Annotated in this window: 20 protein-coding genes; 17 read left to right on the top strand and 3 right to left on the bottom strand. The window is 46.3% G+C overall.

What is annotated here, in order from left to right; genetic code table 11:
* Positions 1–56 precede the first annotated feature (56 nt).
* From J2Z28_RS19485 to J2Z28_RS19410, 16 genes are all read left to right on the top strand, one after another.
* Positions 57–254: a hypothetical protein gene (locus J2Z28_RS19485; RefSeq protein ID WP_211083851.1), complete on the top strand. Its 198-nt coding sequence runs from the start codon at positions 57–59 to the stop codon at positions 252–254.
* Complete coding sequence (locus J2Z28_RS19480) at positions 247–531, top strand: hypothetical protein (protein ID WP_244988417.1); 285 nt, start codon at positions 247–249, stop codon at positions 529–531. The genes J2Z28_RS19485 and J2Z28_RS19480 overlap by 8 nt, the downstream gene beginning before the upstream one ends.
* A 370-nt stretch (positions 532–901) precedes the next feature.
* A complete protein-coding gene (locus tag J2Z28_RS31850; RefSeq protein WP_211083850.1) occupies positions 902–1,486 on the top strand; it encodes a metal-dependent hydrolase in 585 nt (194 codons plus the stop codon).
* The gene (locus J2Z28_RS19470) at positions 1,486–1,830 is read left to right on the top strand and encodes a hypothetical protein (RefSeq protein WP_211083848.1); all 345 of its coding nucleotides are present in this window, start codon (positions 1,486–1,488) and stop codon (positions 1,828–1,830) included. The genes J2Z28_RS31850 and J2Z28_RS19470 overlap by 1 nt, the downstream gene beginning before the upstream one ends.
* A 131-nt stretch (positions 1,831–1,961) precedes the next feature.
* The gene (locus tag J2Z28_RS19465) at positions 1,962–2,669 is read left to right on the top strand and encodes a uracil-DNA glycosylase (protein ID WP_211083846.1); all 708 of its coding nucleotides are present in this window, start codon (positions 1,962–1,964) and stop codon (positions 2,667–2,669) included.
* Positions 2,670–2,777: 108 nt separating this feature from the next.
* A complete protein-coding gene (locus J2Z28_RS19460; RefSeq protein ID WP_211083843.1) occupies positions 2,778–3,140 on the top strand; it encodes a hypothetical protein in 363 nt (120 codons plus the stop codon).
* A gap of 633 nt (positions 3,141–3,773) precedes the next feature.
* Positions 3,774–5,786, top strand: a complete 2,013-nt coding sequence (locus J2Z28_RS19455; RefSeq protein WP_211083841.1) for a cache domain-containing sensor histidine kinase — start codon at positions 3,774–3,776, stop codon at positions 5,784–5,786.
* Positions 5,777–7,543, top strand: a complete 1,767-nt coding sequence (locus J2Z28_RS19450) for a response regulator (protein WP_211083839.1) — start codon at positions 5,777–5,779, stop codon at positions 7,541–7,543. Before J2Z28_RS19455 ends, J2Z28_RS19450 begins: the two co-directional genes overlap by 10 nt.
* A 183-nt stretch (positions 7,544–7,726) precedes the next feature.
* Positions 7,727–9,040: an extracellular solute-binding protein gene (locus tag J2Z28_RS19445; protein ID WP_211083837.1), complete on the top strand. Its 1,314-nt coding sequence runs from the start codon at positions 7,727–7,729 to the stop codon at positions 9,038–9,040.
* A 147-nt stretch (positions 9,041–9,187) separates the two neighbouring features.
* Positions 9,188–10,057 (top strand): carbohydrate ABC transporter permease, encoded by an 870-nt coding sequence (locus tag J2Z28_RS19440; protein WP_076210184.1) that lies wholly within the window; start codon positions 9,188–9,190, stop codon positions 10,055–10,057.
* Between the two features lie 15 nt (positions 10,058–10,072).
* Entirely contained in the window at positions 10,073–10,948 is an 876-nt protein-coding gene (locus tag J2Z28_RS19435) for a carbohydrate ABC transporter permease (RefSeq protein ID WP_211083834.1), read from the top strand.
* Between the two features lie 186 nt (positions 10,949–11,134).
* A complete protein-coding gene (locus tag J2Z28_RS19430; protein ID WP_211083832.1) occupies positions 11,135–11,776 on the top strand; it encodes a polysaccharide deacetylase family protein in 642 nt (213 codons plus the stop codon).
* A 148-nt stretch (positions 11,777–11,924) separates the two neighbouring features.
* Complete coding sequence (locus J2Z28_RS19425; protein WP_211083830.1) at positions 11,925–13,178, top strand: mechanosensitive ion channel family protein; 1,254 nt, start codon at positions 11,925–11,927, stop codon at positions 13,176–13,178.
* Positions 13,179–13,555: 377 nt separating this feature from the next.
* Positions 13,556–14,005, top strand: a complete 450-nt coding sequence (locus tag J2Z28_RS19420) for a hypothetical protein (protein WP_017691221.1) — start codon at positions 13,556–13,558, stop codon at positions 14,003–14,005.
* A gap of 184 nt (positions 14,006–14,189) precedes the next feature.
* Entirely contained in the window at positions 14,190–15,434 is a 1,245-nt protein-coding gene (locus J2Z28_RS19415; RefSeq protein ID WP_211083828.1) for a macrolide family glycosyltransferase, read from the top strand.
* Positions 15,435–15,598: 164 nt separating this feature from the next.
* A complete protein-coding gene (locus tag J2Z28_RS19410) occupies positions 15,599–16,453 on the top strand; it encodes an aldo/keto reductase (protein WP_211083826.1) in 855 nt (284 codons plus the stop codon).
* A gap of 117 nt (positions 16,454–16,570) precedes the next feature.
* Here J2Z28_RS19410 and J2Z28_RS19405 read toward each other — a convergent pair whose 3' ends face one another.
* On the bottom strand, positions 16,571–19,744 hold the full coding sequence (locus tag J2Z28_RS19405) for an alpha-mannosidase (RefSeq protein WP_211083824.1): 3,174 nt from the start codon (positions 19,742–19,744) through the stop codon (positions 16,571–16,573).
* A 199-nt stretch (positions 19,745–19,943) separates the two neighbouring features.
* On the opposite strand from J2Z28_RS19405, the gene J2Z28_RS19400 reads away from it, so the two are divergent.
* On the top strand, positions 19,944–20,885 hold the full coding sequence (locus J2Z28_RS19400) for an AraC family transcriptional regulator (RefSeq protein WP_211083822.1): 942 nt from the start codon (positions 19,944–19,946) through the stop codon (positions 20,883–20,885).
* 123 nt (positions 20,886–21,008) lie between these two features.
* Here the strand turns inward: J2Z28_RS19400 and J2Z28_RS19395 are convergent, their stop codons facing one another.
* Both J2Z28_RS19395 and J2Z28_RS19390 read right to left on the bottom strand, forming a co-directional pair.
* Entirely contained in the window at positions 21,009–21,692 is a 684-nt protein-coding gene (locus J2Z28_RS19395) for an ABC transporter ATP-binding protein (protein ID WP_211083820.1), read from the bottom strand.
* Positions 21,692–22,813, bottom strand: a complete 1,122-nt coding sequence (locus J2Z28_RS19390; RefSeq protein ID WP_211083819.1) for an ABC transporter permease — start codon at positions 22,811–22,813, stop codon at positions 21,692–21,694. The genes J2Z28_RS19395 and J2Z28_RS19390 overlap by 1 nt, the downstream gene beginning before the upstream one ends.
* Positions 22,814–22,852 lie beyond the last annotated feature (39 nt).

Raw genomic sequence — 22,852 nt, 5'->3', positions numbered from 1 at the left:
GGTGGTTTTTATGTTTATGATATAATAAGCATAAATTTAGATTGGGGGGACTCCAGATGTTGGAAAATCGAGAACAGCTCCAAGAAATTTTAAATAAAGCCAATCAACATGCACGGAAACAAGCTAAAGAATCAGGTGCCTCTATTTATTATATAAAGAACAACAAACGCGTTCGTGAGGATGCTGCGGGTAATAAATTCGAAATTATATTTGATGCTACTGGGAAACGCCAGGAGTTTGAATATCATGAGTGAAATTAGACCAGTTATGACTGTGTTTGCTGGAACCAATGGAGCAGGGAAAAGTACACTCAGCATGCAAATGAGAGAGTGGCTTGGTGAACTGGTTGATCCGGATCAAATTGCAAGAGAGTTGAAGCCAGAGAATCCGCGCAGTGCTGACCTGTCTGCTGGTAGGGAAGTTGTGAAAAGAATTCGATCTCTTATTAAAAGTGGTATAAACTTCGCTATTGAAACGACATTTTCTGGTTCATTTGTTTTAAAACATATGGTAACAGCAAAAGAAGTATAGTCGCTTATTAAAAGCGGTTAACGCTTTTTGAATGAGACAACCTTATCAGGTACATATTTGCTTGAAACATATCCAGGTATCCAAAGTTTGCTTTTTACTAGACCAAATTATGATAAGGGAACGTACATACGAACCAACAATTGTTGTAGGAATCTTTAAAGCTTGTTGATTCCACTTGTGTGGAGACTATGCTGGCTTGGTACGCGAATTTAGATCAAGAAAGTAGATTGGATATATCCAAACGGAGACTACTCCCGCAGACCTTTGGAAGAGGTTCGACTCTCAGGGTTTTTTATATGACAAACTAATTTATAATGTTTAACATTAAATATCATATTGTTGATGCTAACAGAGTAAAGGAGTAGTTATTTTGGATCCGTACTTATATTTGTTTTTTCATGTTCTATCACATGCTCTTCTTGGGGCGGTAATTGCATACTGCTTTTTGCCAAGGGCTACATGGAAAGATCTTATGATATGTCTATGTTCGGGTGCACTGTGTGGAATAATTCCTGATATTTTTGGGGATAGAAGTGTAGCTCCGTGGTCCCATTCTATATTGTTTACACCCCTTTTAGCTTTAGGAATAGCATATTTGACAAAACTGTTCTATAAAAAGACAAGTTTCAAATTATTCTGGGGATCTTCTATTTTGTCTGTCTTGTTTGGACACTTATTTTTAGACTATATGGGACATGATTTACCAGCATTCTATCCCTTTAGCGATAAATCATATATTATGGGAGCCATTACATTGGGAGATCCATGGATTTGGTTTCCGTTAAGTATGGGTCTTGGATTGAGTATTTTTTTGAGGAACAAGTCTAAATTACCTATAATTACTTCGATACTATTCATAGTGGGATATATAGTCTTTCGAATAATATCAAAAGAAATAATTGAGCAGAAAGTTCAAGTTCAACACAAAAAATTCCTGAAGAGTCATATGTTATAGTGGAGCCCAATAGTCATTATGAATATCCTTTAAATCCCCTAAAATGGTTAGAGTTCAGATTTCGAGTCATCAGTCCTCATTTCTCTAAAGGTGGTGATGCGGGTATACTGGGAGAAAAATCAGACAAACTATTCTGGTACGATTTTTATCCAGTAGCCTTTGAGATTAATTTATCAAGAGGGAAATACGTTTTAATAAATTCACAGAATTCTAAAGTTGTCCTATCTGTTACTAAGGAATGGAAAGAAGCGGGTTCTAACTTTATTCAGGGAAATTATGATGGAAATCTTCTTACCTACAAAGAAACCACCAATGGTCAGTGGGAAGAAGTTATACCGCAGTAATTTGCTACGGTTTCTATCTACCACCAACCAGCGTTCTGGTTGGTGGTTTTTCTGTTTATGCTATAATCTTTGTAATATAAGCTGATGCAAGCCCAATTTACGCCGTAATCTCCCAAAGGAGGCAAAAAAGCATGAGCCAAAAGCAGCAACAGATCAGCGAGTTTGTTGCAGGGGTACAAGCATATGTGTCGCCAGTAAATGTGATTAATCCTTGGAGAGATTATGTGACGGGCTATGATATCGGCCCCGAAGCGGTGAAGATTCGTTCTGAACATTTGGTCAGGTATTTGGAACCACGAATGTCCAAGGCTCGGTACATTTTTATTGCTGAAGCTGTGGGCTATCAAGGGGCGAGGTTCTCCGGTGTACCCTTGACGTCTGAGCGAATGGTTACCGGGAATCACTCGTTGGTGAATCACCAGATGATTTTTTCAGGCGAGCCGGGTGTTCGAACAAGCTTGCCCAATATCGCCAAACCTAACCGGAGTCAGGCGTTGTATGGTTTCGCAGAACCGACAGCATCCATCATATGGGGTGAAGTGTTATCCAGTTCAACGTGGAAACCAACGGACTTTATATTTTGGAACATTTATCCCTTTCATCCTTATCAATCTGCCGAAAACAGGATGACGAATCGTACGCCGACTTTGGCAGAGTTGGAGGATGGTGTGGTATTCGCCAGACAGCTTATGCAACTGAATCCTGATGCTCAGATGGTGGCTATTGGCAGAAAGTCAGCAGACACGTTAAGCTCCCATCTCATTAAACATCACCATGTTCCTCATCCTGCAAATGGAAGGGCAGTACAATTCCAAAAAGCAGTAAGGTCAATTATCTAGCCCATTTTGAACTGGAGAAATGTGAGGCTGACATATGCATTCTTATCGTTCAAGTGTCCTACACATAACGTAGTGCCCCATCATATAAAGATTGGTTGGTGAAGCTAAATGAGTGAAAAATACTGGCTTGTGGTGCAATATCCGCTGAAGAGCGCACAAGGTAGCAAACGAGATCATTGGTTGAAGGAGAAGGTGATGGAATATCTGGAAACCGTTCTGACCCAAGCTGAGTTGGGAGAGGTGGATGGATGTGATATGGGTGGCCGTGTGGCTGATCCAAAGCAATATGTAATGAACATTTTCTGTGTGGTAACGGACGAGGATCGGAGCATAGCGCTAGTTAAAAAAGTGCTGAGAGAGAGTCGGTTGGATTACACCCGCATCCAAATCGCTACGATGCCATATGGCACAGAAGGAAGCTACACGCTGAAATATGCCTCCAAAAAAGGCGTTACCGAATTCTCGCTTTGATCACGATTTGCTGTTTCCTACCATAACGAACTCTGTGCTTGTCCTGCCCGAGGGCAGTTTGTCCCCGACATTTTCCCCACTTAAATTCATCATACGAGAAGACCATGATTAGACTTCCAACCTTAACCACTCGATCAACACTCTGTAAGTAGTAAGATTATGCCCGTAGATATTCTAATTTTGCTCAAAAGTATGCCCATATCAAGGTAGACGTTTATCATCGTCTTTTGTGTAATCAGACCCTCCGCCTCTCCCTTGCCTCACTCTCCATCCGGCACAAACCACAACTTATTATCTGTACCTCCAAATTTTTATAAAGCAGTACTCCTTGAAGCTCCAATTACTGGGGCCCCTACCCGTTGCATTCACAACAATCAGATCCCAAAATCTCATTCTATTTCACTCAGTCAAGCCATCCCCAAGCGATAAAAAGAGTTGAGCCTGCTCCATACACAGTCCTATAATATACAATTGTATAAAATCCGAGAGAGTGGTGGATATCACAACAGGTCATCCGATCACAACCGATAAACCCATCACACCTCGGAACCAAAGGAGGGTCACATTGAATCAAAGAGCAAAAGATGCAACAACAGATGCAGGAGCAGTAACAGAGGGAGATGAAAAATAGAAGTGAAAGCAACGACCCAATCAAATATTGAGACCGATGCAGAAGCAAACGCAAGTGCAAAAGCGAACACCAGTGCAATGAAGAAGAATTGGACGCCCCGTTTCAAAGAGTTCATTCAACGCAAGCCCAAGACGCTGGCTTTTAAAATCCCGTTTGCCTACTTTGTCATTATTCTGCTAACGGTGGCGTTCAGTGCGTTGGTGTTGAATCGAATCTCGGAAAATGACGCGCAGCGAAAGATCAATGAGGCATCACTTCAGACGATTACATCCATTGAGACCAACGTTAATCTGATGATCGAGAACGTGAACAATTATTCGAAAATGATTTTCTCCGATCCCAACTTGCAAAACCTGCTGCGGCAGGGCAATGTGTACTCCAATTTACAGACACAGTCCAAGGTCAGCGCGTATTTGACCAATCTTATGCAAGCGGTTCCAATTATCGATTCAGTATATATTTACGATAATTCCGGGCACCGATTCTCGGTCGGTACACAGGAATGGCCCACGTTTATGGAAGCGAGTGTGAAGGAAGCGCCGTGGTACGAACAGGCCTTGAAGCACAACGGACGATATCTGCTCAGGTTGAATAGTGGCAACAACGACAGCGGAGTCTCGGCGACGGGGGAGAATGATGGGCAAGAGGTGGTGTCATTTATTCGCCTCATTCGGGATTTGGATGATACGTCTCCACTTGGATTTCTGGTCATGAACATCAAGGGGAAATCCATTGCTCAGGCCTATGCCAACCTGTCTGCACCGGATTCATTTCAGGTGGCCATCCTGGATGAGCATCAGCGGGTGATCGCAACGAACGCAACCGATGGAAAGAAGGCCGTGCCTGCTGTATCCGACGAATCCATGTCTGCCGCTTCTGTACAGGATGGGATGCACGAGATGTTAGAGGCCAATCAGGCCAAGTTAAAACAAACATTTCAAGAGCAGCCCTCTGGCTTCATCACCTTGCAATCGGGTGGTCAGGAATATGCGGTGACCTATCGATCGGCTGGTGATGATCAGTGGAAATTCATCAGCATGAGTCCATACCGGGCTACAGATACCCGTAATAAATCCATGGTGCTGCTGGCGCTAATATTACTCGCAGTGAACGGAACGGTCTTTTTTGTCAGTTCATTCATCATCTCGCGCAGCGTCATTAAGCCGATTCACAAGCTGCTTCGCTCCATGCAGAAAGCACCAAGCGGCAACTTCCGCAAAGTGACGGTTGAGCTGAACAGTTACGAATTCGCACAGCTATATGGAGGATACAACCAAATGATTGAGCAGATTGAGCAGATGTTGAAACGCATCATTCAGGAGCAGCAGACGATCCGCCGAGCAGAGCTGAATACACTTCAGGCGCAGATCAAGCCACATTTTCTATATAACACACTTGATTCCATTACCTCCCTGGCGATGTCGGGTATGAACGATAAGGTATGTGAGCTGTTAGAAGCGCTCGGAAGTTATTATCGGCTGAGTGTCAGCAAAGGGCGTGAACTGATTACACTGCACGAGGAGGTTGAGATTGTACGCAATTATCTGACGATCCAGCAGGTACGATACCCCGGTGTATTTGAGGTGCAGTACGATATTGCTCCAGATTGTGAGCGAGTGATGATTCCCAAGCTTGTGCTCCAGCCGTTGGTGGAAAATTCGCTGTATCATGGTATTCGTCCCAAAGGCAGCCCAGGCACGATATGCATTCAAGCTTGTCGATCCAAGAAGGGGGTACTTCTATTGATCACTGACGACGGAGTCGGCATGTCCGAGGAAGAAGTACAGCAGGTTCAACGAACAGAAATGAACAGGTCTAATCGCTCGAACTCTTCTGATACTTCTAATCCTACCTATAACGCTAAACACAATCCAAGCTTTGGCTTATGGGGGACGATGGAGCGGCTTCGCATTTTTTATGACAGAGAAGATGGACTCCAGTTGCAGAGCGAGGTTGGAAAAGGAACCACCATTATCATAACGATCCCGAAGGGAGCCGATGAATCATGGAATTAACTGTGGAACCATTGAAGGTATTGATTGTGGATGATGAGTACCTCATCCGAAATCTGCTGCGCATGCGTATCGATTGGGAGCAGCAAGGCATGACCATCATTGGCGAGGCCTCCGATGCTGCAGAGGCTTTGAATCAGGTTGAGTTGTTGCGTCCAGACATCGTGTTCACGGACATATACATGCCCAAGATGGACGGTATTGAACTGAGCGGCATCCTCATGGAGCGTTACCCGAACATAAAAATCGTGGTTGTGACGGGACATGATGAATTTGAATATGCTCGTCAGAGTGTGAAGCTGGGCATATCGGATTTTATTTTGAAACCCATCCGTGCTTCTGAGTTATTACAGGTTACGGCGAAGCTGCGAGCGGCAATCGAGCAGGAGATGGGGCGTGAGTACGAGCTGATGAAGCTGCGGGAGGAGATGAAGCAGAGCTTGCCATATCTCAGGGAGAGGTTTGTAAATCAGTGGTTAAGTGATGTGATACCTGAGGATGAACTACAAGAGAAGGCGCTTTTCTTCGGCATACCTATCTCGTCTGGTGAACCAGGATTACGCATCGCAGTAATGGAGGTGGAGGTTGCTGTACCGCAAGCGAAGATATCTGTACCAGAGGTATATCAACATCTGTCCGAACCATATCACCAAACACCCCAAACATACCAAGTACAACGTGGGCCTCAGCAACAACAACATCGACAAGGTCAGCCCCAATTAAGCCAGCATCAGACAGAAGCCCATCCACATACTGCCGAGGAAATACATATTCTGCTGCGAATGGCAGGCATGAAGCAGGTGCAGGCTTTTTATCCGCAGGATTCGCAAACCATTATCGTCATGGACCCACATAACCGGATCGTTGTGCTCTCGATTGGTACGGATACGGAATTTTCCAATCAGGTACAGCAGCTTCAAGAAGAACTTCAACATACACTTAAGCTCGAAGGGTGTGAAGTTGATGTGACCGTAGGCATTGGGCAATGGCAATCAGGGTGGGGAAAGGCTTGTGTGGGATACCGGGAAGCTTGTCGTGCACTCGATTATCAGGCGTTTGTGGGGAAAAATCAGGTTATTTGCTTCGAGGATCTGGTCATCGAAGGCGGGAAAAGGCCCTACCACTCGGATGCTCAGCTGCTCCAACAACTGCAATTTTACGTCAGTGTTGGTGCGGGGGAAGAAGCCGTATTGTTGCTGGAGCGTATGTTGTCTGTGCCGTTCTCGGACGTTTCACAGTTTCGGATGGCAGCCATGGATGTGGTTACGGAGTGCCAGCGTGCCGCCATAGAGCAACAGCTTGAGGGAGAGTACGCATTGAACAAAGAGGCCGTTGCGGCCATTTTTACAGCAGGTCATCTGCCTGAACTAAAAAGCATGCTGGAGCAGCATGTCCGCACGGTATCGGATGTCATACAAGCCAAACGACAGGCCAAGGAAGGCAATCTGATCGACCGGGTGATGGCTTATCTTGAAGAGAACATGGGCAATGCGGAAGTGGGACTTTCAAGCACCGCGGCTGCTTTTTACGTAAGTTCGGGCCATCTGGGGCGGCTGATGAAAAAAGAAACCGGGCAAACATTTGTGGAATATATGACACAGCTTCGTATGAGAAAGGCCGAAACGCTGTTGAAGCAGACCGATTTAAAGGGGTATGAGATCGGGCAGCAGGTAGGAATCCCGGACCCACACTATTTCAGCGTCTTGTTCAAAAAACATATCGGCCGATCCATGAATGAATATCGGAATGTAAAATCCTGAAAAACGAGAATGCAAAAATTGGAGTGTGGGGGAGTGTAGAGAAGGTGTGAGCGCACCCCCTCTCCAATTCCACATATGTTCGAATATTACAAATCGATGCCTGTTTTCTAAATGGAGAACAACGCACAGTTCGCCTAAAATATGGGCTAGAACCAACTAAAACACATAGGGAGGTCCATAGAGATGAAAGCGCTATTAAAAAAATCAGCAAGTCTAATTCTGACTCTGGGAATTGTAAGCAGTCTGGCGGCATGTTCATCCGGTTCGTCCGGTGGTGCACAGGGGGAGAGCGATGGCAAGATCAAGCTGACGCTGTGGGATCAATCGGTCGGCAATACCGATCCTTCGGCCAAGCTGCTGCCCGAGATTGTTGAGAAATGGAACAGCGAGCATCCGGACATCCAGGTTGAACGTACGGGCACGACAGGAGAACAGTACAAAACCAAAGTTAAAACATCGATTGCAGCTGGTGAAGCGCCAGACCTGTTCTATGGCATGGGTGGCGGCAGCTTCATGCAGCCGTACATCAAATCCGGCAATGTGCTGGAAATCTCAAGTTACCTGACGGATGATATCAAAGAACGAATGGGTCCTGGAATGGCTGAGGCCATCAATATGGATGGCAAAATCTACACCTTGCCCGTATACACACATATCGCCAACCTTTACGTGAATACGGAACTGTTCGAGCAGGCGGGTGCCAAGATTCCGACCACCTATAACGAACTGCTGGATGCAGTCTCCAAGCTGGAAGCGGCGGGGATCACCCCGGCTGTGATTGGAGAGAAGGACCGCTGGCCAGGCATGTACTGGTACGACATTATTGCGATGCGTCAGGCAGGCAATGCTGCGGTGATGGAAGCCTTTAAAGATCCGTCGAAATGGGATTCACCCGACTTTGTAGCCGCTGCGACTAAGATGCAGCAGCTCGCGCAAGCAGGAGCGTTCAACAGCAGCATGTTCAGCATGAGCTATGACGAGATGCTTGGGGCATTTAATGCAGGCAACGGGGCGATGATGTTCCAGGCTAACTGGGTCAATGCAGGAATTGAGGACCCGTCCTCCGCGGTCAAAGGCAAAGTGAAAGTGATTCCGTTCCCGGTATTTGAGGATGGCAAAGGCACAAATACCGAAATCTTCGGCGGAGCCGTCGATGGTTTCTACATCAACCAGAATACCAAACATTCGAAGGAAGCCGTGGAATTCCTCATGTATCTGAGCGAGCAGCTTGGTACGCAAGGTTTCCTGGCTGGAGCCGGCCTGCCAAGCTGGAAAACAGATGCACTCGACACGTCCAGCCTGTCCTCCCTAGATTTGTCTGCGGCAGATATTATGAAAACGGCGACCTCATTCATCGCGTGGTGGGATAACATTCTGCCAGCGGAGTCTGCCGAAGCGCACAAAAACCTGATCGCCCAGCTGCTTGCCGGAGATGTAACACCGGAGGAGTTCTGCAAACAGATGGCACAGCTCAAACCAACAGAGCTGAGCCTGTAGGACGCGCAGGCTAACATGCGCGCAATTGCAACCCTTACATGTGTACGCTCGTGAGATTGCCAAGCTGAAGCCTGTTAACAATGAAGATGAACCCAAACAAGGCGTGGTCCGGCATATCCCGGTCACGCCTTTGAGAGGAGAACAACAATGAACTCTGTATTTTCCAATAAAGGCACGATAGCCGTCTTTGTACTACCCACACTGATTCTCTTCTGCGGAATTGTGCTTATTCCAATCTTTGTCTCCAGTTATTACAGTCTGCTGGACTGGAACGGCGTAGGCAGGGGTACATTTATCGGCCTGGACAACTATGTAGAGATGTTTAAGGATACCCGTGTGCTGAATTCGATCAAAAACTCCCTGTTATTCGCGGGTGCTTCGGTGTTCATTCAACTGCCGATCTCGTTGGTGCTCGCACTGATTCTGGCGTCTAACGTCAAGGGGGAAGGCTTCTACCGGACCGTGTATTTCATCCCGGTGTTGATCTCAACGGTGGTTATTGCCCAGTTGTGGTCAAAAATCTACAATGCCGATTATGGTCTGCTGAACGTGCTGCTGCAAAGTATCGGCTTATCCAGCCTGGCACAGGACTGGCTGGGGCAGAAGGACACCGCGCTGGCGGCATCATTTATTCCGACCTTGTGGCAGTACGTGGGGTATCACATGCTGCTGATGTATGCAGGTGCGAAGTCCGTGTCTCAGGATGTGCTCGAAGCGGCTCGAATGGATGGTGCTTCCCGTATTCGGACTGCGTGGTCCATTATGATCCCGCTGATGAAACCCATTCTGAAGGTAAGCCTTGTATTCTCGGTCATCGGTGCATTCAAGGTGTTTGACCTGATCTATGTGCTGACAGGTGGGGGGCCATTTTACACCACTGAAGTGCCAAGCACGCTGATGTACGCTACCATTTTTGATACGTTCCGGTACGGATATGGCAGTGCGATCTCGGTCTTTATTATTGTGGAGTGTTTGGTGTGTACGATCCTCATTAATTCATTGTTCAAAACGGAGTAGAGGGAGGCATAAGGCATGAGTACCGTAGAAGTCATGTTGCAAAAAAAGCCCAAGCCGGGGTTCATCTCCGGACCGATCGGGAAAGTGTTCCTGCAAGCGTTTCTGATCCTCGTTGCGATTGTGCAGATTTACCCGCTCATCTGGCTTGCGCTGTTTTCCCTGAAGGATAATAGTGAGATCTTCAGCGGTGATGTGGCCGGGTTGCCCAAAGCGTTTCTGTGGAGCAACTACACCAAAGCAATGTCCGACGGCCATGTGCTGACCTATTTTATGAATAGTGTGCTGGTTACTGCGGCCTCCATTGTCTTGGTACTGATCCTGTCCTCCATGACGGGATACGCAATCACAAGAATGAACTGGAAGCTCAGCGGGTTGACGATGACGATTATTTTGCTGGGCATGATGGTGCCGATTCATGCGGCGCTGCTGCCATTGTTTATTATTTTGAAGAATCTGAGCCTGCTCAACAGCTACTGGTCTCTGATCATTCCCTATGTGGCATTTGGCATTCCGATGGCGGTATTCATTCTGGGCAGTTTTTTCAAAGGTATCCCAAGAGAGATGGAGGAGTCGGCGGTTATTGACGGCTGCGGCATATACCGGACGTTTTTCTCTATTATTCTGCCTCTGGTAACCCCGGCTATATCAACGGTAGCCATCTTCACATTTCTGTCCTGCTGGAATGAGCTGATGTTTGCAGTTACGTTTATCAATAACACGGCTTACCAGACGTTGACGGTGGGTATGATGTCGATGGTGGGAACGTACATTACGCAATGGGGTATCATTGGTGCTGGACTGATGATTACGACAGTGCCAACGGTGGTCATCTATCTGCTGCTGAACAAACAGGTGCAGAAGAGTATGATCGCAGGTGCAATCAAAGGTTAGCTGGAGGCTGGACTGGAGGGCGTGGCGGTAGAAGGGCTTGCTGCTCGCTCGCTGTGCTCTCTTTCTGGTGGATATCGGCTGATTCAGGATTTCGCAAGGTGTGATCTCTGGACTAGACCGGAGCCTGTGGTCATGGAATAATAAGGGGGTATGTAGCCAGGCAGTTGCAGAGAGGGGTCATTATTTATGGTCAATACCGCAATGGTAGTGCAGGAGTCTGTTCGGGAAAAGGTTGTGGCTTTCACGTTTGATGATGGGCCGCATCCGGTATACACACATCAAGTGCTTGAGATATTCCGCCGTTCAGGAGGGCGGGCAACGTTTTTCATGATTGGCCAAGAGATAGAGAACCACCCGGAGATTGCGGCGGAGGTGCACCGTGAAGGGCATGAGATTGCCAACCATACATACACACATCCGAATTTGACTGAGCTGACGCTGGAGGAAGCTGGCGAAGAGCTGCAACGCGCGGAAAATCTTGTTCAAAAAGTTACGGGGCAACCTGCCCGCTGCTTCCGCCCGCCGTATTTTGGCGTAAACGATGAAATACTGTCTCTGGCAGCGGAGCGTGGATATCGTACGATTGGTGCGGTCAACGGTGATGCGAGGGATTGGGACAATCCCGGTGTTGAGTACATTCTGGAGCATACCCGGTCTGCGGTGAAACCCGGTAGCGTGCTCATATTCCATGACGGGTACGGGGAGCGTTCCCAGACGGTGGAGGCGGTTCGTGTGCTGGTGGATGAACTGGTCGCGGAAGGGTACCGTCTGGTGACGGTGAGTGAGTTGTTAGACATTTCTAGTGAGCATGATGAAAAGACGACATAATCAAGTGGACCCATCATTCTTTGAATGACAGGGTTCTTTTTTAATATATATAATACATAGGAAGAATGAAGTGGAGGCACAAACTTTGCTTGCCCTCTCAAACTACTTTATAATAATAGGCTAAACTAGATTATGTCAGGAGGAAACAATGGACTTTATCAGAAATCAACTAGAAGAACTCGGCATGAGTGGACCTTCCATTGGATACCTTTCGAATGTGATTATGGTTATTTTTATAGCAGTGATCTCGGTACTGGCAAACTTTATAGCCAAAAAATTAGTGCTCAAAGCGATTAATCATATCGTCAATAACAATAGGTATAAGTGGGGCAACATCATTGTGGAGAAGAAGTTATTCCATAAGTTGTCGCATCTCGTGCCGGCCATTATTATCTATTATTCTGCTTATATTTTCCCGCCCTATCAGGCTTTGATTGAAAAAGCAGCAATGACCTACATGATTGTCATCATGATTACGGTTCTGAATGCTCTGCTGAATGTCTTCGATGATATCTATCGTAGCTATGAGGTGTCGAAGATTCGCCCAATCAAGAGTTACATTCAGGTAGCCAAGATTGTCCTGTTCATTATCGGGGGCATTATCGTCATCTCCAGCCTGATCGGACAGAACCCGCTCATTATCCTTAGTGGACTTGGGGCGTTATCGGCGGTATTAATGCTCGTATTCAAAGACTCGATCCTGGGCCTCGTGGCCGGTGTACAGCTATCGTCGAACGATATGGTGCGCGTTGGTGACTGGATCGAGATGCCAAAGTATAATGCGGACGGTGACGTCATCGACATTACTTTGAACACGGTAAAGGTTATGAACTTTGATAAAACGATTACGATGATTCCAAGCTACGCCCTCATTTCGGACTCGTTCCGTAACTGGAGAGGTATGCAGGTGTCCGGTGGCAGAAGGATTAAGCGGAGTATCTATATTGATATCAGCAGTATCCGTTTTTGTACGGAAGAGATGGTGGCTGAATTTGAGAAAATCCACTACCTTACTGATTATGTCACGGAAAAATTAAAGGAAATTCAAGCGTATAACATGGAGCACCAGGTGAATACCGAAAGCAACGTGAATGGCAGACAACTGACAAATGTCGGTGTATTCCGGGAATATATCCATCAATATTTGAGGAATCATCCAAAAATCAATAAAGATATGACGATGATTGTGCGACAATTAGCACCGGAAGATCGCGGGCTGCCTCTGGAAATCTATGCATTCAGCAATGATATTAACTGGGGTGTATATGAGAACGTTCAGGCGGATATCTTTGACCATATCTTCGCGGTGGCGTCAACATTTGGACTACGGGCCTTCCAGAATCCAACCGGACATGACATTGTGCAGCTGAAAGAGGATAAACAATACTCGCGAGAGTATTAAGAGGATTTATCAAAATAGATGTGACGGCCACCATATTGGTGGTCGTTTTTACGTTTGGATGCCCCTCCAATTTGGCCATGGGTGAGAACACGTCGGTAAGTTGGCTAATTTTTAAAATCACAGGAACACATCCACATGTTTTATTTATGAGACTGAGGGTCAGTTCATGGGATAGGGTTCAGTGCAAGATAACAAAAAAGAATGTTTGCAAAAACAAGTAGACAATATGTATTTGTTTACATTATAATCTAATTAATTCCATATTTTGAAAGGGGTGATTCGGAGATTTTTCTGAGAAGGCGTGTCTAAGAACGAGGGAAAAAGTAAGGAGTCTCTTTGGCGTGCTAACTTTTCAAAAGAAATGGAGGGAGAATGAAATGAAGAAAACATTGTATTCTGCTATTATGATAACGCTTTTATCAGGATCGATTGTGGGTACGGCCTTGGCGGATAATTACGAGTCGAATGACACGTTGAGCACTGCGTATAAAATCCCAACGCAAACGGTGGCCACTCCCTACGGTCCGGCTTACTGGGGTGGAAGTGCTTGGTCTTATCTATCATCCCCGACAGATGTAGACTACTTTACATTCAGAGGGCATGGCAAATCTGTCGTGCTGGGTTCTCCTTCCGGCTATGATTACGATCTGTACGCCTATGACAGCGCTGGAAATTTGGTTGCTTCTTCTACGAATACGTCAGGAGCGGATACGGTTCTTGTCGACTACAATAATGTATATTTTAAAGTGGTAAGTAAAGATGGACGATACAGCGATACCGATGCTTACAGCGTAACCTTTTATAAAAGGGATGTCTGGGTGCCGTGACCAGCTCGTGAGAGTAAAATAACGTTAGGTATCGTAGACTTTAATGCTTCCGTTTCATGAATAGGAACTCTACCGCCTCAATGAGGTAGTAGAGTTTTATTTATTCAAGCTAGTGGTCTGGAAGAATGGGTTACCATATCCCCCACTTGATAGTTCATTGGAAAATTTAATGGAGGTGAGTGCCGTGGCACGTGTATTAGTTGTGATGATCCCTGCAGAAGGCCATATCAATCCGTCGCTTGGATTAATCAAGGAACTGGTAGAGAACGGTGATGAAGTGGTCTACTGTTGTACCGAAAAATACCGGACGAAGATTGAAGCGTTAGGCGCACAATTTAAAGCCTACTCCTTCAACGAGGCAACCCTGCTCAACAACCCTGGTATGAAGCCATTTGAACTCAAGCATCCTTACCAATTTTTATATATGATATTAGAAAAAGTTATTCAACGGTTTATTCCAGATGTTCTGAATCTGATCGAACATGAAACCTACGATTATATCATTTTTGACTCCATAATAGGCTGGGGAGGACAAATTTTAGGTGAGAAGCTAGGTATACCAACGGTATGCTCCACCAGCACCTTTGTTTTTGTGGAGCCTCTTGGATCAGACAATCAACTGAAGGATGATGCAGAGGAGGTCAAGGAGTTATATAACAGCATCGTGGAAATATCCCAGCAAATAGCTTCCCAGTTCGATGTGGCTGTACCTTCCCTAGCGGAACTTTCAGGGCATTCAGGACAACTGAAAATTGTGTATACAAGTCGTTATTTTCAACCCATGGGGGAGAAGCTGGATGACAGCTTTGTATTCACTGGCCCATCTATTATCCCCCGCAAGGATGCGCCAGGCTTTGCAAACGAGTCTCTGCATGCTCTTTATAAACAGGCAGTTTATATTTCGATGGGAACCATTTTAAATAAGGATCTTGATTTCTATAAGCTTTGCTTTACGGCCTTTCGTGATTTGCCTGTGCAGTTTATCTTATCTTCTGGGAAGGATACCGATATAGAGCCTATTGCTGATCTCGTTCCTGACAATTTCATCATCAGGCCCTATGTCCCTCAACTAGAAGTGTTGCAGTGCGTAGATGCTTTCCTGACACATGCAGGCATGAACAGTACCAGCGAAGCTTTGTATTACGATGTACCGTTAATCATGCTTCCGTTAACATCGGATCAGCCGCGTGTAGCAGGCCGGGTACAGGAGTTGGGAGCAGGGGTCATCGTGGACAAAAATAACCTTACACCCGATGTGCTTAGAAACGCAGTATTAGAGGTGCTCGGCAATGCCTCCTACAGGGAACAGGCAGGGGTTATTGGGAAAACGCTACGTGACGCCGGTGGGTACAAACAGGCTGCAAGTGCAATTAAGAACTTTATAGGTAATCAGCCGTTATCGGCCACGCCCATCTCTTCGTTTGAATGAAAAGGAGACCGTTCTTCATGAGAACTAGAAGAGGAAGCCGTCATCGACTAAAACGGAGTGGTGGCTTCCAATTGATTCAAGCACGTATGGAGGGGTAGATAAACGGAGAGGGGCATTATTTTTACCATATTGTTCGTATACCTTTCACAAAGGAGAGTTCCCACATGAATCATACAATCCCTGAGTACACATTAAACGATGGCTTGAAAGTACCTGCAATTGGATTTGGTACCTATAGTTTAAAAGGTGAAGAAGGCGTTAAATCGATCGCGTCTGCAATGGATGCGGGTTATCGATTAATTGATACGGCGTATAACTATGAGAATGAGGCAACGGTGGGCAGAGCAATCAAACAAAGCTCCATCGCCAGAGAAGAACTGCTCATTTCCTCGAAGCTGCCAGGGCGTTATCACGCTCATGATAAAGCACTGGTGGCAATCCAGGAATCCCTGTACAGAGCGGATCTGGATTATTACGACCTGTATCTGATTCACTGGCCCAATCCGAAGAAGGACATGTATGTCGAGGCATGGCAAGCGCTGATCGAAGCTAAAAAACGTGGATATATCCGATCCATTGGAGTCAGCAACTTCCTGCCTGAGCACAATGAACGGCTGATTAAGGAAACGGGGATAGCGCCGAGTCTGAATCAGATTGAGCTGCATCCATTCTTCGACCAAGCCGATCAGCGGGAACAGGATACGAAGCATGTCATCGTGAACGAATCCTGGAGTCCGATTGGACGTGGCAATGATGCCGTACAGGATATTCTGAAGGATGAGAACATTCTCCGAATCGCGGAAACCCATGGCAAAATGCCAACCCAGATCATTCTGCGCTGGCATGTTCAGCTGGGTTCCATTCCAATTCCGAAAGCCGGCTCCTTGCAGCATCAGCAGGAAAATATCGATATATTCGATTTTGAGTTGAGCACAGAAGAGATGCAGGTCATCTCTGCATTTAATCGTCCAGATGGACGGTTGTGGGATCAGGACCCAAGCGAGTACGAAGAATTTTAAAGAACGACCAATGAAGGGCTGCTCTCATGTCAGATATGACAGGAGGCAGCCCTTTATTGCTTTATTGTTGAAGCATATTAAGCAATGTTGCAGTTTTTCATGTTGCGTAATTTCTGTTTACTGTTCAGCAGGGATACGGAAGGTCAGAATCTCATACGGTTTGATATCAAAAGAAATTCGACCATTTTCCACGGCGCATTCCGCTTCGTTATTCTCGAGCAAATCACACGCGTACGCCGTAGCACCTGCTCCCCCAGGCAATTGCAGGGAAGCACGGCTGCGGCGGCCATGTGCTTCATAGACTCGGATGATCATATCATCGTTGTTCTCGGCTTTTTTGATAACCTCCAGCACGACATTATCCTGATCGACCGATGCAATTGACCATGTTCTCGGCAACGTACCGGTTTGCGGACTTACTTCACGGGCAACCAGCGGACGGTTGAGATCATAAGCAGCTTGGATGACACGCCCTTCACGGAAGTCACCCTGATGCGGATAGAGCGCGTAGGTGAATACGTGCTGCTCTTTGTCAGCATTTTCATTCGGGTACGTTGCGCTCTTGATCAGTGACAGTCGCATCACCGAGTTATGAATATCATATCCGTATTTGCAGTCGTTCAGCAGAGCAGCACCGTACCCGTTCTCCGCCAGATCGGCCCACTTCTGCCCGCATACTTCAAATCGGGCTTGATCCCAGCTCGTATTACGGTGGGTAGCACGCTCAACATTGCCATACTGGATTTCGTAGACTGCTTTCTCACTCCAGATATCGAGCGGGAAGGCGGCTTTCAGCAGCAAATGCTCCTGCTTCCAGTCCACAAACGTACGGAAATCAATCCGGCGTGTATGCGCGTAGAAGATGATCGTTTGCTCAATGATCGAGTCCAGGAACTGTCGCTTCACTTGAAGCACGGAACGTACCGGCCCGCTTTCAACCCACTCCAGCGACTGCAGGTCATTAATCTCCCACATATGCTGTTCATAATAATCGTCAATGTTCCATGCCTCGTATTCCGCAGGTCGATCCTCGAACACTTGCAGCACGTTACCACGCTTGCCAGACTGAAGCAGCTCACGGCCCTCCAGCTTGTCCCATACGGATGTGAACTCGGCACTTTCATTCAGGTGAATATCGTACCAAGGTGTATGGATGTGGCGCCGATCTGCTTCCCACTGTGCAACCGATACGCCCGCAACAAGCTCGTCTGTCAGATCTGGTGTGATTCGGAAGGATTTATACCCGGATGCAGGCACGTTCTCTGCAAGGAACACAAGTCCGCCTTCGGGAGTCCGCTGGCTTGGTACAGGGCGATCTCCATCATAGACGGTTACTTTTCTCGCAAAAGCAGGCAGTTCAACCACATCCGTCCGTACAAATCCGGTCGTGTTAAATACCACAATGGCTTCGCCATCAGATGTAATTTGGCTTGCAATGCCGTTCAGCGCACTGTCTTTCAGCTCATCCGTGACACGCAGAACTTCTTCATATTGCTCCTTGGAATCCACATATACCTGCTCAATGGAGCTGCCCGGGAGAATATCATGGAACTGGTTCAGCATCGTCAGCTTCCATGCATGCTCCAGTGCATCGGTTGGATAGGCCGCCTGTGCATTCGAATGACGATGAATCATGGCATACAGCTCGGCATCAGCCAGCGCAAATTCGCTATGACGGTTGTACCGTTTGTTACGCGCCATGGACGTGTAGGTCCCCCGGTGATACTCCAGATACAGCTCACCCGACCAGCGGGGGACGGAAGGAACATCCGCCAGATTTTGCTCCAGCTTCTCGAAAAACTCGCGTACAAAGGTACGTTTCACCGCAGGTACACCCGGCAATCCGACATCAAGTCGTCTGCCATGCTCCAGCATCTCTTCGGTTGGTCCACCGCCGCCATCTCCGAATCCGAAACATTGCAGGACATCTGCATTGATGTTTTTGTTCTGGTATCGTTGCCACGTGCCTTTCACTTGCGAAGCATTAAATCGTCCATTATAGGTCGTTTCGAAGCGGCGCTGCCTGAAATCAGGATGTTTGTCATAGTCTGTTGCTGTGATAAAGTGGGTCAGGACCTCTGATCCGTCGATTCCTTTCCAGTACATCGTATCGTTTGGAATCTGGTTTGTATCATTCCAGGCAATTTTGGTTGTCATAAAATAATCAATGCCGCTCTTGCGCATAATCTGCGGCATCGCTGCACTATAACCAAATACATCCGGCAACCAGAGCACACGGTTCTCCACACCGAATTCTTCCTTGAAGAAACGTTTCCCGTATATAATCTGACGAATCATGGATTCACCCGAGATCAGGTTACAATCGGCTTCCAGCCACATTGAACCTTCCGCTTCCCAGCGGCCTTCGGCCACCTTTTCTTTGATTTTTTCATATAGGGATGGGTAGTCTGCTTTCAGGTATGCATACAGCTGGGGCTGAGAGGACATGAAGGTATACTCCGGGAACTTGTCCATCAGATACAATACACTCGCGAAGCTACGAATGACCTTCTCCCGAGTCTGATCCAGCGTCCACAGCCATGCCACATCGATATGCGTGTGTCCGATACAGTGCACGGTAGGGATGTGATCACCGGCAGGGCGGATATCACCATAGACATGATCTTGCAGATATCGGCGCGCTTCCAGTACCGACGCATGGAATTCTGCGCTGTTTTCCTGGCGCAAATCCAGCAAATTCACGGCTTTATTCAGATGTTCGACTAACTTCAGCCGCTCCAGATCGTCCTCACGCAGCAGATCCGCAGCTTCCAGCGCAGCCTTGAGATCATAATACAAATCGGAGACTTGCTGATGATGCTCGGCGATATATACATTTAGAAAAACATCCGCAGCAGACGTACTGCAATACGCATATAATGCCAGTTCGAATTCATCACCTTTTGCCGCAGCGGGTGTCAGGTCAATTTCCGTATGGTTCACGTCTAGACCGCAGATCAGTTCCCCATTGAGGAATGCTAAGAATTGCGGATTATCGTAATTCCAGATGTCATCAGCACCAGTAACGATGGTACACACGACCTTTTTTCCTTCCAGATGATCCGGAATTCGAATGCGGGTTTTAAAGCAGCTGTGTACATCTTTGCCACCCCAGCCATCACCCTTACGGAATACGTTCCAGGAGGAAGGGTCCTCATGCACCAGTTCCCAGGAGTGGTATCCACTTTCTTTATGATAAAGCTCAGGGATATATGTCTTTGAGGTTAGTCGTGCACGTTCCAAGTGTTTCACAATGGTATGGATTCGAGTATATAAGGAATTCATTTTCATGTTGGTTTCCCACCTTGGTTAGTAGTAAGTACAGGCTGTAGTCGTTGTTGGAGTGATAATACTGCAAGCGCTAACATATCAACTCTATCATAACAAAAGAGAAATGGGCGAAACTATGTATTGTATGCTGAAAATAACGTCTTTTTATTGCATTTCATGCTAAAATAAAATCATTAGAATCAGGATAGGGGGCATGTCCATGACACCATCGGTTTTGGCATACGAGCAAGGATATGCGATCCATGTGAACCAGCCTGGAGATTCACTTTTTTATCATCTGGATTATGACGAGCGCTCCCATGAACTGAATATGGAATTTCAGCATTTCCATGATTTCTATGAAATCTGTATCCTTCTCGATCGCACAGCTGCGCACATCATTGAAGGCAGTTTATATGAGATCCAGCCTCTGGATATCGTTCTGTTGCGGCCTTCATTGCTGCATAAAACGCAATATCCGAAGGGTGCTCCGCCGAAACGATTGATGATCACCTTTGCCATGCCACGTAATACACCTGGTCTTGATAGCGGTTACACCGAGCTGTTTTCGATTTTTAATAAACCGGTCCCGATATTCCGATTTACAGAAGAAAGACGCAAGGAAGTCCTCGCGCCGATCAATGATATTTTTGCTATATCGCAGCAGCCTTCTGTCCTTCAATCGGTTATGATTCATAGCAAGTTCGTGGAGTTTCTCTGCGCTCTTCATCGTTACTCACCAGAGAACGGGTATGTGCGTGAAGAGACTGGATCAACGATGTCCAGGCGCATGTATGCCATTGCCTCTTATATTCACAGCCATTATCAGCAGGATTTATCTTTGGACGAGGTATCCAAGCGCTTTTATGTAAGTGCCCATCACTTGTCTCGCCAATTCAATAAGGTTACCGGCTTCACCTTCACAGAGTATGTGCAGATGACCCGTATTCGGAATGCCCAGCAAATGCTGCTGAATTCGAGTGAGAAAATCACAGATATTGCTGCACAGTGTGGGTTTACAAGCTTTTCCCAATTCAATCGCATCTTCAACAAACAGAACGGAATGTCACCAAGTGCATATCGCCGAAGCAGACATTCGCAGAGCGAGCGTGAAGTTATGCTTGTGGGTGAGAGACCCGAACCACTTGGGAGCCTAGAGTGAGAGGGACGAGGAGAGTGATGGACAGACCTAAAATCTACTTAACATGTTACTCTTTTCTGAATAGAAGCTTTTTATAAAAGAAAGAATAGAGAAGAGAAATGGTATATTGTTTGGTCCATATATTTACGATTCAGCTAGGGACAAACCGCCATCATACATCCGATATACTCTGTCACAATATTCAAGCATACGCTCATCATGGGTAACCATAATGGCCGCTTTTTGGCGTGATTTCACTTCTTGCGCGATTAGACTAACCACTTCATGGGCTCGTTTGGTATCCAAACTGGCGGTTGGTTCATCGGCTAAGATGATGTTGGGATTATTCATTAAAGAACGAGCAATGGCTGTCCGTTGTTTCTCACCACCGGATAACTCTTCGGGAAAACTTTTTAACTTCAAACCCAGCCCCAGTTCTTCCAGCAGCTTGATGGCAAATACCTTATCCTCTTTTTTAATCGTCCCGGCCATCCTTTTTACAACTAGCAGTTGATCCAGAACATTTAGATAGGGAACTAGATTTGAAGATTGCATAATAAATCCAACTTCGTGCAGCCTTATATTAGATAGCTCTTTCTCCGTAAGCTTCGAAATATGATTTCCGTTTAGTTGAATATCTCCTTCGGAGGCTTTCAGCATGGCCCCAGCAATAGATAAGAATGTACTTTTACCAGAACCAGAAGGTCCAACTACAGCAACAAACTCCCCCGGTTCCACGGATATGGATACATGATCGAGTGCAGTGATTTGATTGTTTCCTTCGGCATAATACATGGTGACTTCCCGCATGTGCAGTCCCTTACTCATTATTCAACCCTCCCGAGCGCCTTAAGCGGATCAATCTTAGTAATTTTACGAACAGATACCAGTGAACTTAACATAGCAATAACCAGCAAGATAATAGAATAATTGAAGACAAGACTGGTTTCCAGCTTAAATGGCATTCCTTTTGGCATAATTGCTGCTGTCCCATAAGTCAGCAAGATTCCAACAACAATACTGGTCAGCGAAAGTACAAACACTTGCGAGATAATGGCTTTTCCCAAGAAACGGTTACTAGCACCTATCGCTTTCATAATGCCAAACTGGTTGGTTTTTTGCATCGTAATGACATAGAAGAATACCCCGAGTACAAATGCAGAGATCGCTAGTAGAAATGCAAGCATCATCAGAATAGTTCCGTTCTCCTCTTTGTACCCTGGCATGCCTTGCACAGCTTCCGACCGGGTAACTGTATCCGTGCTGGATAACTCTTTATTTATAGCTTCTGGATCAATATTCTCCCCTTGTAACATGATCGCATTAACCGGTCCGGCAATTCCTTTATCTGAACCTGGAGCCGCGAAGGCAATCTTCCGCCATTCAGCCATTGGGGTAAATACGGATGCAACGTGGTTATACGTCTGATTCTCCACAAATCCGATAATAGTCAATGATTCCGTCGTGCCATCCAGTTGAAACGTGTCCCCAAGTTGATAGCCCTCATCTTTCATGGTTGAATTCACCACGACACCCGTAGGGTTCTCGGAAGACAGGCTTTCACCTTCTACAATAGCTGGTTCCAAAAAGCTTCCTGGGTCAATTCCTATAATCGCTATATCTACCTTATCTTCATTCTTGGTGCTATTCTCTTTCAGTGCCGTTGCCATCGTACTTCCCATAGGTGATGCAGCATCCACATTAGGAAGTTGTTCCGCCTTCGCCACCAGTTGATCTGACAGCAGTGACTTGCTCATGGAAGACTGAGCTCCTTCTTCAAAGATGACATAATCAGCCTTCATAGTCTTGAATGTTGATGCGGCTAGCGTAGATAATCCATTTCCCAGACCGGATAAAATAAATACCAACCAAGCCATTAGTACGAAGATAATGATAATCATTAAAAACTTCATTTTACTATGCATTAACTCCTTCATCGCTAAAAACATGATCTGTTCAACTCCTTCTTTCATTTTTATTGACACATG

Origin of the sequence: Paenibacillus xylanexedens (assembly GCF_017874615.1) — a bacterium.
Classification (GTDB): domain Bacteria; phylum Bacillota; class Bacilli; order Paenibacillales; family Paenibacillaceae; genus Paenibacillus; species Paenibacillus xylanexedens.
This window is presented reverse-complemented; position numbering and strand designations above follow the sequence as displayed.